14 protein-coding genes are annotated in these 13,600 nt (G+C 65.5%); 10 read left to right on the forward strand and 4 right to left on the reverse strand.

Going from position 1 to position 13,600, the window contains the following annotated elements; genetic code table 11:
- Positions 1–42 precede the first annotated feature (42 nt).
- Both RIA72_RS10890 and RIA72_RS10895 read right to left on the reverse strand, forming a co-directional pair.
- Positions 43–1,095 carry a DUF2493 domain-containing protein gene (locus RIA72_RS10890; protein WP_058804218.1) on the reverse strand — a complete coding sequence of 351 codons (1,053 nt, stop codon included), beginning with the start codon at positions 1,093–1,095 and terminating at the stop codon, positions 43–45.
- Positions 1,096–1,172: 77 nt separating this feature from the next.
- Entirely contained in the window at positions 1,173–1,640 is a 468-nt protein-coding gene (locus tag RIA72_RS10895; protein WP_058804217.1) for a DUF736 domain-containing protein, read from the reverse strand.
- 1,034 nt (positions 1,641–2,674) lie between these two features.
- Here RIA72_RS10895 and RIA72_RS10900 point away from each other — a divergent pair.
- The 10 genes from RIA72_RS10900 to RIA72_RS10945 all read left to right on the forward strand — a co-directional run bounded on the left by RIA72_RS10900 (position 2,675) and on the right by RIA72_RS10945 (position 10,901).
- Complete coding sequence (locus RIA72_RS10900) at positions 2,675–2,863, forward strand: DUF6771 family protein (RefSeq protein ID WP_232003473.1); 189 nt, start codon at positions 2,675–2,677, stop codon at positions 2,861–2,863.
- Between the two features lies 1 nt (position 2,864).
- The gene (locus RIA72_RS10905; RefSeq protein WP_058804215.1) at positions 2,865–3,194 is read left to right on the forward strand and encodes a hypothetical protein; all 330 of its coding nucleotides are present in this window, start codon (positions 2,865–2,867) and stop codon (positions 3,192–3,194) included.
- 10 nt (positions 3,195–3,204) lie between these two features.
- Positions 3,205–3,720, forward strand: coding sequence for an SOS response-associated peptidase family protein (locus RIA72_RS10910; RefSeq protein WP_215353391.1), 516 nt, complete (start codon positions 3,205–3,207; stop codon positions 3,718–3,720).
- A 13-nt stretch (positions 3,721–3,733) separates the two neighbouring features.
- Positions 3,734–4,408 (forward strand): SOS response-associated peptidase, encoded by a 675-nt coding sequence (locus RIA72_RS10915; RefSeq protein WP_062769464.1) that lies wholly within the window; start codon positions 3,734–3,736, stop codon positions 4,406–4,408.
- Positions 4,405–5,115, forward strand: a complete 711-nt coding sequence (locus RIA72_RS10920; RefSeq protein ID WP_255265978.1) for a thermonuclease family protein — start codon at positions 4,405–4,407, stop codon at positions 5,113–5,115. Before RIA72_RS10915 ends, RIA72_RS10920 begins: the two co-directional genes overlap by 4 nt.
- A 271-nt stretch (positions 5,116–5,386) precedes the next feature.
- Complete coding sequence (locus tag RIA72_RS10925; protein WP_215353392.1) at positions 5,387–6,232, forward strand: enoyl-CoA hydratase/isomerase family protein; 846 nt, start codon at positions 5,387–5,389, stop codon at positions 6,230–6,232.
- Positions 6,229–7,506, forward strand: a complete 1,278-nt coding sequence (locus tag RIA72_RS10930) for a spinster family MFS transporter (protein ID WP_215353393.1) — start codon at positions 6,229–6,231, stop codon at positions 7,504–7,506. Before RIA72_RS10925 ends, RIA72_RS10930 begins: the two co-directional genes overlap by 4 nt.
- A gap of 77 nt (positions 7,507–7,583) precedes the next feature.
- Complete coding sequence (locus RIA72_RS10935; protein ID WP_215353394.1) at positions 7,584–8,627, forward strand: phosphotransferase family protein; 1,044 nt, start codon at positions 7,584–7,586, stop codon at positions 8,625–8,627.
- Positions 8,627–9,940, forward strand: coding sequence for an acyl-CoA dehydrogenase family protein (locus tag RIA72_RS10940; protein ID WP_246553343.1), 1,314 nt, complete (start codon positions 8,627–8,629; stop codon positions 9,938–9,940). The genes RIA72_RS10935 and RIA72_RS10940 overlap by 1 nt, the downstream gene beginning before the upstream one ends.
- 52 nt (positions 9,941–9,992) lie before the next feature.
- Positions 9,993–10,901: a LysR substrate-binding domain-containing protein gene (locus RIA72_RS10945; RefSeq protein WP_215353396.1), complete on the forward strand. Its 909-nt coding sequence runs from the start codon at positions 9,993–9,995 to the stop codon at positions 10,899–10,901.
- Between the two features lie 6 nt (positions 10,902–10,907).
- Here RIA72_RS10945 and RIA72_RS10950 read toward each other — a convergent pair whose 3' ends face one another.
- Both RIA72_RS10950 and RIA72_RS10955 read right to left on the reverse strand, forming a co-directional pair.
- Positions 10,908–11,831 carry an SMP-30/gluconolactonase/LRE family protein gene (locus RIA72_RS10950; protein WP_215353397.1) on the reverse strand — a complete coding sequence of 308 codons (924 nt, stop codon included), beginning with the start codon at positions 11,829–11,831 and terminating at the stop codon, positions 10,908–10,910.
- Between the two features lies 1 nt (position 11,832).
- A complete protein-coding gene (locus RIA72_RS10955; RefSeq protein ID WP_215353398.1) occupies positions 11,833–13,443 on the reverse strand; it encodes an AMP-binding protein in 1,611 nt (536 codons plus the stop codon).
- Positions 13,444–13,600: the final 157 nt, after the last annotated feature.

Here is a 13,600-nt window from a genome sequence, read left to right on the forward strand (position 1 = left end):
AGGGAGATCAAAGTGACGGTCGGGCCTATGGCCCGGCCGATGTCAGGCGGCGGCGAACATCGGATCGCCGCGCGCCGCTTTCATCGCGCCATGCGCGGTGGGGCGGCGGACGGCGCTCTCCTTCTCAGGCGCCTGGTCCGTCTTGCGGAAGGCGTGGATCGGGACATTGGCCTGTCGCAGCGTCTGGTAGAGATTGGCCTGCAATCCCGACCCCTCGCAAACCACCGCTTCGACGGGACGAAGTTCGGCGAGCTTTCGGTTGCGGGTGAAGGCGGTCTTACGCCCGGTCCCGTAGAGGCCGAAGGCCACGACGGGTACGCGGGTTTCGGATCGCCCCGCCCACGCTGCAGCGATCGCGTCGGCGCCCTTGCGCTGCCCGGTCGTCACCAGCGTCATATGGGGCACGCGGGCGCGGATCTCGTCGAGCCGCCGCCAAAGCATCTCCCAGTCGTGCCATTGCGCGGGGCCGGAGAAGACTACGACCGGCCCCTGCGGCAGGTAGCGCTCGCGCGCATCGAGTGCCCGTTCGCGCAGGAAGTCCTGCGCCGCGATCTGGCTCGCAGTCGAGGCCGAGGATGCACGCGATCCGCGCGCGGGCGACCAGGGCCAGCCCGACTGGGTGCGATACATTTCGGCGGCATAGTCACGCATGCATTCGATCGCCGCGCGCTGTTCGGCAGTCGATTGGCACAGGAGCTGCTTTTCCTCGAGCTCGCTGTTGAACACCTCGCTCATGTCCATGCGCCGGACCATCTCGCCAACCTCGGCCGCGAGAGCATCCTCGCGGCGCTCGAGTTTCCCGGCGACGAAGTGGAAGCTGTTCACGAACCCCCACGCGATCTCGGCGGAAAGCGGCGCGAGCCTCGTGTCGTTGAAAAGGTCGAAGATCGTCGCGATGATCCCGCCGCATTCGGCCTGCGCCGCGAAGGGTTCGGGCATGTCATGCTCGCCCGGCTCGTCACCGGGTTCGATGATCGAAAGCGGGATGGGATCGCCGAACGATGCCTGGAATTCGGGCGTGGCGATCTGTTCGGCGTAGAGGGCACGAAGGTCTGCAAAGCTGTCAACACTTTGCGCGGAAGAATGAGCGACCATGTTCGGTCTCCTTGGATCGGGCAAGAAAAGAGCCGGGAAGCGCAGCTGCGCCTCCCGGCCCGGTTGCGGCGCCTTCGTCAGCCGAAGGGCACCTCGTCGTCGAGGTCGGCGCCGGCGCCCATCAGCGCGCCGTTCGAGCCCGCCGTGCTCTCGCCGAAGCCGCGGTCCTGCGGCTGCTCGTCATAGCTGCGCGTGCTCGCGCCGAAACCGCCGCCGAACTCGGCACGGACGGTCTCGCGGCGCCACGCGATGGTGTAGCCGCCGTCTTCGGACGGAAACAGAGCCACCGGCAGCGGTTCGGGGAGGCTCGGGTCGTCGATATTGCCCGCGAGGAAAACCTCGCCGGTCTTCTTCGACGCCGCTTCCCACAGCGCCCCGACCTGCACCCAGCGCCGGGCGACGTTGAGCGCCAGCACCTCGTAAACGGGTGCCCGCGGGTTCATGCTCTCGACCTTGCGCAGACCGATGCGCGGGAGGTCGATCGTGCGGGTCGCGATCGAGCCAGTCAGACGATCATTCACATTCCTGATTTCACCGATATTCATGACACTTACTTTCGAATGTCGCGCGCGAACCATTTCCCGGCGACACTCTTCCCGATCCTTCTCTCCTCTGTGGCGCCGCGCCCTCGGCCCACGCCGCTGCCCGCATGCGCGCGCTCACCTCGCCGCCCGCGCCGTGGCGTGCGGAGGCCGAAAGCCGATCACTGCGTCACTGAGAGGACTGGCTGGGTCAGCGGAAAGAAGGGGAGCGATATAGGGGAGGTGGCCTCCCGAACTGACGGGCAGCAATGTCATGAGATAGCAGTGGCGACGTCAGCTCTGCGTGCACCACGCCGCATGGATGCGCGGCGCCCTCACCCCGTCACCCGCCTCGCGTGACCAATGCGGCTCGCGGGCTCTCCGCGCTGCCACGTCGGGTTAATGCGTGGCTTCTGACCGTTGGATATGGCGGTCAGGTAGTTTGTAGGCGCGCACTCGCCGAAGCGAATATTCCGAGCGCAGCCCCGGGTGGCCTTAGCCCCTGAAAATGACGGCACCCCGCGCCCGGAAAACCGGGGTCTGGACGCGGAGCGCCGCCCAGATACGGCCGGGCGGGTCGCGTGCCCGGCCGACTGTTATCGGAATGATGAGACCGGTCCCTTTATCGGCACCAGAGGCCCCTCCACCGACGCGGCCGCCGTTAGGGAAACCTCGCCATTCTCAAAAACAAAACTTTCCTGCAGCCGGGATAGTTTGTCTTTTCCGTACAAGGTTTGCCAATCTGGAGTAATCTTTCCTCTCTATAATTCGGCGTCACTGACCCGGCGCAAAGCACGATCGACCAGCGTGCGCCCCGCACAGCCAAGCTTAACACAGGGTATCCCTGGGCTCCAAAGATACCCGCTTTGGCGTTTCGGGCCGATTGCTATTGGGCGGCTTCTTGGAAAATGCCGAAATGGGCGGACGCCCGGACGGCCGAGCCCGTCCGTTCGGCTTGCGCCGGGGCCGCTTGCGTGGCGGCGGCATCGCGAAGACGGGCCCACGCGCGCGTACCGCAGCTTGCTCATTTGTTCTTTTTATGTTCTCATTGATCCATGATGAGAATCGACCCTGACCGAGTCGCACGCGCACTCCTGGACGCCCCAGGATGGGCGCGCGTCGGCCTCACCGCGCCAACGGAAATCATACGCGAAGCGGCCGCGCAGGAACTGGCGCTGACGATCGCGCGCATCCACGGTGAGACCACGGCCGCCGCCGACGCCGATCAGCTGGTGCTGGCGCTGTGACGTGCAGCATACGAAATCGGGCATTCCGCGGGCCACGCACATTTTCGAGGCGGCCATCTGGCATTATGCGGTGCAGCCCGTTTGCCGCTGCGGTCATCACGCCAAGTTCGATGCGGGACTGCTTTGGTACCGCTTTCACCGCAAAGGCTGGGACGATAATCTTCGCAAGGCGTGCCGCCATTTCTGGTGCCGGCAATGCGCCTGGAGTTCCGGCCGCCGCGTCGAACCGCTCCGCCTCGAAGTGGTCAATTGGGACAAGGACGCGATCTGCATCAAGGAGCGGGTCGACGAACGCGAATGGAAGCGCGCGATCCGCCGCTACCGGAGCTAGGAGCTAGACGATGGAGAGAGATTTCGACGACGTCCTGCAGGGTGTCGGCAAAGGCGGGCACCGGATCATGATCTGGGATGGCCAGGAAGAACGCCAGATCGAGGCGCATTGGGGCCTCCGGTCGCGCGACCCCGAGATCGGACAGATCCCGCTGCTCAAGTCCGAAACCGCGCGGATCGAAAGCCCCTGCCTCATCCTCGCCAACGAGTTCGGCATCAAGCGCGACGGCAAGACGCTCTATGCGGCAAGCCTCGTCACCGACATCCCCTTCTTCTGCATTGCCGGGGTCTGGCAGCGAGGGACGCGCGACTATCTCGATGCCTTCGCGGCGTTGACCGTCCCCGCCTATCCGGACCTTGCGCCGCACAAGGACCGCCATGTGGCGGTCGTCGATCCCGACGATTGGTTCGACTGGATGCAACAGGAGCGCCCGCCGCTGGACATCTTGCGCCCCTTCCCCGAAGGTAGCTTCACGATCACGCCGCCGATCCAGCCCAGTTTCGAGGGGCTGCTCGGCGCCGCCTGAACGGGAGCCGCCGATGTGCAACCAGATCACGCTCAAGGCCTCGGTCGACGAGGTCGCCTCGCATTTCAAGGCGCAGCGCAAGAAGCAGACCAATGCGAGCACCGGTGATGTCTGGAAGGGCGGCACGGGCTTCGTCGTTCGCGAGGTCGCCGGCGAACGCCAGCTCGACGCAATGGTGTGGGGCTTTCCGCGGCATTCCACCAACAAGAAGACCGGCAAGCCCAACAAGCCGACCCACGTCAACAACGCCCGCGACGACAAGCTGATGTCGCCTTACGGCATGTGGCGCGAATGGTTCGTCCAGCCCGGGCATCGCTGCCTCATCCCGATCACCGCCTTCGCCGAAGCCGTTGGGCCCGAAGGGCAAATGACACGCACATGGATCAGCATTGCCGACCAGCCGCTGGCCGCCTGCGCGGGCTTCTGGCGTCCGACCGACGAATGGGGCGACAGCTACACCATGGTGATGGTCGATGCCGTCCCCGAGATGCTCGAGGTCCACGACCGCATGCCCGTTATCCTACATCCCGAAGACCATGAGGCATGGCTGCACGCACCGGCCGAGGAGGCGATGAAGCTCGTCACCCAATATCCCGCCGATCGTCTCGTCATCGATCACACGCCCGAGCTCTGGTACGCGGGTCGTACCAGGAAAAATGCGGCACGCACGGCCGCAACCCTGCTGTGACATCGAAAAACCCGAACCGCGCGACACGCCGGCCCACGCGCACCGCGATCGCCGCTATCATCTTCTCGCTCGCCCTGCCCCCTACCCCGTCGGTCGCACAGGACGTGAGCGGCCCCGCGCGGGTCTCCGACGGCGATACGCTCAACCTCACAGGTATCGTCGTCCGGCTTTACGGGATCGACGCGCCCGAACTGAAGCAGACCTGCACGCGCGGCGACGGTCCCTGGGCCTGCGGCCAGGAAGCGGCCGACAAGCTCGCCGCGATCGTGGAAGGCCAGTCCGTGCGCTGCGAACAGCGCGACATCGACGACTATGGCCGCACCGTCGCGATGTGCCAGGTCGGAATAATCGACCTCTCCGCCGCCGTCGTCGATGCGGGCCTCGCTGTGGCCCTGCCAAAATTCACGGCCGCCTATGTTCCCAATGAAGCAAGAGCGCGTGAGCGCAGACTCGGTCTCTGGAGCGGCGAGTTCCAGATGCCCGCCGACTATCGGGCCGCCAACCCCGCCCCGCGCCAGCCGACCGCGCGCGTGTCAGACGGCCCCCGACCGGCGACGCCGCCTCCAGCATCCAACGCATATTTCCGCAACTGCAAGGAAGCCTGGGCTGCTGGTGCCGCGCCGATATATCGAGGGCAGCCCGGCTATCGCCCCGAGATGGATGGCGATGGCGACGGAATCGCCTGCGAACCTTATCGCCCTCGATAGAAACTCGTGGCCGATTGCGGACAGGCGGCTTTGGATCGTAGCCCCGCCAAAACGGACATATGGTCGCCGACTATCGCGGCGTAAACCACATGCTCTACAGCGATAGCAGAGGCTGGCCGGTTAGAAGTGGTCGGCCTTGCGCCGTCCCTCATAAAAGACAGGCATCGAATTAGGTTCGGCGTTTCGAAGAACGCCCCGCTCTTGCGCCAAACACAACGAGCGTTGCGAATTGCCGACTCGCCCTGCGGACAGGGGTCGATAGGCTGCCGGCATGACCGACAAGACACGCGCGCAACCCGTCCGCCAGAATGAAGGGTTACAGATACACCGCTCGGGCACGCTCGATATACTGACGCTCAACCGTCCCGACAGGCTCAACGCCATCGATCCGCGCATGGCCGATGCGCTGACCTCCTATTTCAGGCAAAAGCGCGACGACGATGATTGCCGCGTGATTGTGCTGCGCGGAGCCGGACGCGCTTTCTGCGCGGGCGTGGATCTGAAGGCAACGAAGGACGCGCCCCCCGACCTTCAATTCGGCAATGCCGGCGTCCGGACCGAACTTGCGATCCAGCGCGCCAATCGCGAATTCATCGTAGAAATGCGCCGCTGTCCTCAGCCGGTCATCGCGCTGCTCCACGGCGCGGTGTGCGGTGCGGGCTTCGCCCTTGCGCTCGCTGCCGACATCCGGATCGCGACCCGCGACGCGCGCATGAACTGCGCCTTCGTTAATGTCGGCCTCGGGGGCTGCGATATCGGCGTCAGTTATCTGCTGCCGCGCCTAGCCGGCGCGTCGATCGCTTCCGAACTGATCCTGACGGGTGACTTCATCGATGCGGAGCGGGCCCATTCGCTGGGCCTCGTGTCGCGGCTGGTCGACGACGCAAGCGCGCTGGAAGACGAAGGGCGCACGATGGCCGACCGGTTGCTCAAGGTTGCACCGACCGCGCTTCGTCTGTCGAAGGAAGCGCTCCGCCATGCGATCGACGCCCCGTCGATCGAGTCCGCCATCGCGATGGAGGATCGCAACCAGGTTCTCTGCGCCCGGACCGAGGATTTTCACGAGGCGATGGCTGCCTTCTTCGAGCGGCGACCCGCCGAATGGCGCGACGCATGATCCGCCCCCGCCGCGCGAGCGATCCGCGTGTCGCGCTCGGCCTTCTTCTCACGGTCTATTGCTTCAACTTCATCGATCGCACGATCATTTCCGTCCTCCAGGAGCCCCTGAAACAGGAGCTGGGGCTGAGCGATACCCAGCTCGGGCTCGTATCCGGCACGGCCTTCGCACTCTTTTACTCGGTACTCGGCGTGCCGATCGCCCGCCTCGCCGAACGCGTCGACCGGCCACGCATCATCGCGGCGGCGCTGGCGATCTGGTCGCTGATGACGATGGTGTGCGGCCTCGCGACGAGCTTCATCCAGCTGTTCCTGTACCGCGTCGGAGTCGGCATCGGCGAAGCCGGCGGCACGCCGCCCGCGCACGCGCTGCTTTCCGATCTCTTTCCGCCCGAGCGGCGCGCGACCGCCATCTCGATCTATTCACTCGGCGTTCCCCTCGGAATATTGTTCGGCGCCGTTGCCGGGGGTGCGCTCGGCGAAGCGCTGGGCTGGCGCGCGACATTCATGCTCGTGGGTGCGCCCGGCCTGATCCTCGCGCTTGTCGTGCTGCTCGTAATCAGGGATCCGCGCACGGCGGGCGCGACGCGGACCGCACCCGCCGCGCCGCCTTCGCTCGGCCGAACGCTGGCGCATCTGGCGGCGCGCCGCGCTTTCGTCCATCTGACGATCGGCATCACCGTCGCCTCGACCGCCGGATACGGCATTCTCGCTTTCACCGCTCCCTTCTTCATGCGGCAGTTCGAGATGGGACTCGCCGCCGCCGGATATACGACCGGTCTGATCTCGGGCCTGGCGGCCGGGGTAGGAACACTTCTCGGCGGCCTCGCCGTCGACCGGGCGATGCGGCGCGATACGCGCTTCGGCGCATGGATTCCGGCGACGGGGCTCGCGCTGGCGGCGCCGCTCTCGATCGTCGCCTATTTGCAGGAGGAACAGACGGTGGCGATAGCATTGCTGCTGGCTTCCGGAATCGCCCAGTTTCTCTATCTCGGCCCGACATATGCCCTTGTTCAATCGCTCGCAAAACCGACGATGCGCGCCACCGCCAGCGCGCTCGTGCTGTTGACCGTCAACCTCGTCGGGCTCGGCATGGGACCCCCGCTCACCGGCTGGCTCAGCGACCATTTCGCGGCGGCGGCCGATAACGCGGATAACGCGGCCTATGGGCTGCGTATCGCACTGGTCCTGACCGCGTCGCTCTTCGTCTGGGGGGCGCTGCACTACCGGCTCGCGGCGCGCTATCTCGCGGCCGATCTGGAACGGGCGGGCTGACCGTTGCCGGTTGCGCAACGCGCGTTGGGAAGTTCGCGATACCTGGTCGTCCGGCAATCCGCCTACCGATTATCGCGATGAGCCAAAGAACGGAAAAGAAGACGGATTCGTTGCCGCAACCGCTGGGCGGGACGATGACCGCGCTGCTCGAAAATGGCGTCCCGGGACTATGCGGGCCGGTGTCGATCAGCCCGCTGGCGGGCGGAAGGTCGAACCCCACGTTCCTGCTCGATGCCGCGAACGGCCGCTATGTGCTGCGCAGCCGTCCGGTGGGAGTCACGTTCCCCTGGGCGCACAGGATCGACCGCGAAGTGCGGATACTGACCGCGCTTGAGGGATCGGATATTCCGGTGCCGCCGGTTCTGCTGCATGTCGACGATCCTTCGCATTTCGGTGCCCCCTTCTATCTGATGCCATTGATCGACGGCGCCGCCGAGGAGGATCCAGCGCTGCCGGCACTTTCGCCCGGGCAGCGCGCATCCGCCTATGAGCAGGCTATCGACATATTGGCACGCCTGCACCGGCTCTCGCCCGGCGCGATTGGCCTTGCCGGGTTCGGATCGTCGGGAGACTATAATCACCGCCAGCTAATGCGATGGTCGGAGCAGGTCGCCGCCGACGGAATAGTCCCGCCAGCGCTGCTCGAACTCGGCAGCCTGCTTTCGCGGATCCTGCCTTCGCAGTCGCGAACGAGCATCGTCCACGGCGACTATCGCTTCGGTAACCTGCTGCTCGCGGACGGCCGGGTAACCGCCGTGCTGGACTGGGAGCTTTCGACACTCGGTGACCCCTTCGCCGACCTCGCCTATTTCCTGCTCGCTTTCGAATTGCCGCACGATAATCCGATTCTGCCGGGTCTAGCGGGACGTTCGCGATCCGGTTCCGGTATTCCCGCGCCAACCGCGCTTGTAGAGCGCTATTGCCGCGCCACGGGCTTCGCGCTGCCCGCCGCCTGGCAAGCCTATCGCGCATTCGCGCTCTATCGCACCGCTGCGATCGCGCACGGCGTGCTGCACCGCAATGCGACCGGTGCCATCGCTCCCGCCATGCTCCGCCAACTCGACGTCATCGCCGAAGCCGGACTCGCCTGCCTCGGCCTCGCCCCGCCCGCAAAAGGATAATGCCTGTGAATTTTGAGTATTCCGACCGCTGCAAGGCGCTTATCGAGCATCTCCAGTCGTTCATGGAGCGCCATGTCTACCCGGCCGAGCGCACCATTTACGATCAGGTCTTTGCACAGCCGGACGATTTTCGCCAATGGCAGCCATTGGAAATCCTCGAAGATCTGAAGGAGAAAGCCCGTGCGGCCGGGCTTTGGAATCTCTTCCTCCCCGAAAGCGAATTCGGCGCGAACCTCGGCAATCTGGACTATGCGCCGCTCGCCGAGATCATGGGCCGATCCTATTGGGCCCCCGAGATATTCAACTGCGACGCACCGAACACCGGCAACATGGAAGTTCTTGTCCGCTACGGCACGGCTGAACAGCAGAAGCAATGGCTGCAGCCGCTGCTCGACGGGACGATCCGGTCGGCCTTCGCGATGACCGAACCCGCCGTCGCCTCATCGGACGCAACCAATATCGGCACGCGTATTCGCCGCGACGGAGACGAATATGTGATTACCGGGCGCAAATGGTGGACCTCGGGCGCCGGCGACCCGCGGTGCAAGATAATGATCGTGATGGGGCAGAATGACCCCGAGAATCCGAACCGCCACGCCCGCCAGTCGATGATCCTCGTGCCGACCGATACACCCGGGGTCCATATCCGGCGCTACCTGCCGATCTTCGGGGTAAGCGACGCCCCGCACGGCCATATGGAAACGATCTTCGACAATGTTCGCGTCCCCGCCGAAAACATGCTGCTCGGCGAAGGCCGCGGGTTCGAAATCGCGCAGGGCCGGCTGGGCCCGGGGCGCATCCATCATTGCATGCGGTTGATCGGGGTCGCCGACCGCGCGCTGGAACGCGCATGCCGCCGCTTGTCGGAGCGCACGACATTCGGCACCCTTATCGCCGACCAGTCGCTCTGGCGCTTCCGCATCGCCGAGGCGCGCTGTCGCATCGAACAGGCGCGACTGATGACGCTGAAGGCGGCGTGGATGATGGACGTCGCGGGCAACAAGGCGGCGAAAGCGGAAATCGCGATGATCAAGATCATCGTCCCGCGCATGGCAGCGGAGATCGTCGACATGGCAATCCAGGCCTTCGGCGGCGGCGGCTTCGCCGATATCCCGCTGACGATGGCTTATGTCTATGCGCGCACGACGCAGGTTGCCGACGGCCCCGACGAGGTCCATTCGAACCAGCTGGCAAGATTCGAGCTTGCCCGCCACGCCGCCGCCGATCCCGCAGCGACCGCCGGCGAAGGCGAGGTGATGGTGGCGCAAGGCCGCGATTATGAACGGCTCGAAAATTGGGCGTTCGGCTGGTGACGCGCCGCCTTCACGGCGCCACCGCCCTCGTGTAGACGGCAGGGAGGGAGGCTTGAGCAGAACCATCCGACGACAGGCACCTCCACTCGAGGCGATCGAAGCCTTCATCCTCGCGACGCGCTCGTCAAGCTTCCGCGACGCGGCTGACCGGCTTGCGCTCAGTCCATCAGCCTTTTCGCGTCGGATTCAGGCGCTCGAAGCCTTTGTCGGCGTGGCGCTGTTTGTGCGCGACAAGGGTTCGGTCACGCTGTCGAAGACCGGCGAACGCTATTTGCGGACGGTCGAGCCCGCGATCGATTCGATCCGCCGCGCGACCGTCGACCTGCAGGCGGAGCGCGGCGGCATGGCGCTCCGCATCGTCGTCCCGCAATCCTTCGCGATCGGCTGGCTCATCCCCAACCTGCCCGATTTCCAGCGCGCGCATCCGGAGGTCAATGTCGAACTGCGCATCGGGCGCGACATCGACGATCTCAGACGGGGGCACGCCGATGCCGCGATCTATGTCGGGCCCGGCGACATCGGATCGATGCCCGCAATCCGCATCGCCCCAATCAACGGCATATTGGTTTCGGCCCCGGAGCTGGCTTCCGGACGGTCGCCGCCGACCCGCCTCGCCGAGCTGCCCGATGTCGACAGGCTCGCCGTTTACCGTCCCGAAGGCCTTTGGGAGCGATGGCTGCGCAATATGAAGTATGACGGCGCGCCGCTGTCGCCGCCGACCTATTTCGAGGCGCAGTTCCTGATGTTCGAAGCGGCGGCGGCCGGACTCGGCGTCGCGATCGTTGCGCCGATCCTCGCGCACCGGCTGCTCGACCAGGGCCGACTCGTTCGGATCGGCGGCTATCAGGCGCCGCTGGGCATCGACTATTATCTGGTCTTCGCCGACGAAGCGGTGCAACGCCGCCCCGACGCCATCAAGTTCCGGAACTGGATCAAGAGCGGACTCGATCGCTTTGTCTGAGCGCCGTCAAACGTTGTTCAGCCGCAGTCCGGGCCGCGGCCACCGTGTGGAAACCACCCGGCCGGTGCCCGAAAGGGTAATATAGGCGGTCCGCATGTCGGGACCGCCGAAGCAGATGTTGGTGGTGAAGACGTCCGGCGTCGGCACGAACTCAACGAATTCCCCGGCGGGCGAGACAACCGAAATGCCCGGCTCGCCGATCGTGGCGACACAAATATTGCCATCTGCCTCGACCGCAAGACTGTCGAAATAGCGAAAGCCCGCGGGACGATGGAGGAAGCGCCCGCCATGACCGAAGAGATTGGGGTACGGCACAATCTCTCCGGGCCCCGATATGTCGAAGGCCCAGAGCTGGCAGGTATAGGTTTCGGCGACATAGAGCGTGCAGCCATCGGGCGAGAGGCCGATTCCGTTCGGGTTTTCGAGCGGAAAGATTACCTCACGGATGAAACTGCCGTCGGCGGCGGCATAGAACACGCCCACCCGATCGCGCTCGCGGTGTCCCGATTTGCCATGATCGGTGAACCAGAAGCCACCATGGCGGTCGAAAACCAGGTCGTTCGGCCCGCGCAGCGGCACGCCCCCCGCCGCGGTGTAAAGCGTCCGGACCTCGCCCGTTTCGGGATCGACGCGCTGGATCGACCCGCCAGCATAATCCGGTGCCGGTCCGACCGGGATGTTGATCGCATAAAGCTCCACGTCGCCGAACGCGAACCCGCCATTGTTGCAGATATAGATGGCGCCGTCGGGCCCGACCGCGGCCCCATTGGGACCGCCCGGCAGCGCGGCGACGATCCGCCGGTCGCCGTCAGGAGCGATGCGCGTCAGGCATTGGCCGCGGATTTCGACTACAAGCAGGCTTCCGTCGGGGAGCACGACAGGCCCTTCGGGGAAGGCGAGACCGTTGGCGACGCATTGAAAGTCATCCATGTCAGTTGTCCTTTTTTGTCGCTGCGTCGCGAAGATCCTTGCGCGACAGCTTGCCCGCCGCCGTGCGCGGGAGCGCTTCGTGGATCTCCAGCCGGGCGGGCAGTTCATGCCGGCCGAGCTTGTCGGCGAGAAACTCGCGCAGTTCGCCAATGTCCAGCGTCTGGCCGGTTCGCAGCGAGACCGCGGCGACCGCCACCTCGCCGCGATAGGCATCGCGCTCACCGTACACCAGCGCCTCGGCCACCGCGGGGTGCTCGTAGATCGCCTCCTCGACGACACGCGGATACACGTTGAAACCCGACGCGATGATCAGATCCTTGCGGCGATCGACGAGATGGACCTGTCCCCCGGCGTCGATAAACCCCATGTCACCCGTCAGCAGGCGCCCCGCTGCGAAGGCCTCTGCGCTTTCTTCGGGGCGGTTCCAATAGCCGGTGATCACATTGGGGCCACAAATCGCTATCTCCCCGACCTCCCCGATCCCCATCGGTTTCCGGTCGGCGTCGAGCGTCAAAATCTCGATCGACGCGCCCGGCAGCGGATGACCGATCGCGCCCGCCTCGCCCGCCGCGCCCTGCCGTCCGAGCGTTCCTGCGCCGCAGGTTTCGGTCATCCCCCAGCCGACGACCGGCGGTTGTCCGACGAGCTCGGCCATGCGCGCGGCAACCTCGCCGGGCAGCGGAGCGCCGCCCGAGACGCAATAGCTGATCGACGCAAGGTCGCCCGCGGCGATGCCCGGTAATTCGAGCAACGCGACGAACATGGTCGGAACCCCGAAAAAGAAGCTCGCTCCGCCATGACGAATGTCGTCGAGCGTCTGCGCCGCGTCGAAGCGGTCGCGCAGCAGGATCGTTTCACCGTTCGCGATCGCGCGCAACAGGACGCCGGCAAGGGCATAGATGTGAAAGAGCGGTAGAACGCCGAGATGACGCTCCTCGCCGCGGCGCCAATTCGAGGTCGCGGCGATCGCCGCATCGAACATCGCGACGGCACTCACGAGATTTCCGTGGGTGATCAGGGCGCCCTTCGGCACGCCCGTCGTCCCTCCAGTATATTGGATAAGCGCAAGGTCGCCGGGCGCGACAACCGCGGCCGGACAGGCGGCCGCCTCCGCGACCATCGCATCGATCGACAGGAACGCTTTCCCGGCAGGTGCAAGCGGATTGCCGCCAGTCCAGTAAGCATCGCTTCCGAGCAGAAGGAGATCGATGAGACCGTCATCAAGCAGCGTCGCCGCCTGGCTGCGAAACGGCTCCTCGTCGAGCGTCGCCAGGATTCTGGCCCCCGTATCGGCCAGCTTGAACCGCAACTCGCGCGCCGCATCGAGCGGGGTCAGGTTGACCACCACCGCGCCGAGGCGCATCGCCGCGAAGAACAGCACAGGATAGTGGGGCGTGTTACGGAAATAGAGCGCGATGACATCGCCCTTCGCGACCCCGCGCGCCGCCAATCCCGCCGCGACGCTGGCGGCCGCCGAGGCGATTTCCCCGAAGCGAATGGCACGGCCGCAAAACTCGATCAGCGCCCGCTCCGCAAAACGATCGCACGCGCCGGAAAACATCGCGCCTACGCTCTGGGCGCCTTCGCAAGCCACAGCGTCCATCAGCTTCATTGCAGTTCCTCCTCACTCTGCCAAACCGGCGACAGGCCCCTCCTATATCGCCGCTCCGCGACTTGACCGTTGCCGAGGCTGCAACGGGATTTGCGTGTCGCGCGCCGCGCCCGCATTGCGATCGGCGCAACGCGGGTCGCGAACCCGTCAATGGCCG

The sequence above is a fragment of the Sphingopyxis sp. genome (genome assembly GCF_040216815.1).
In the GTDB taxonomy this organism is placed as follows: domain Bacteria; phylum Pseudomonadota; class Alphaproteobacteria; order Sphingomonadales; family Sphingomonadaceae; genus Sphingopyxis.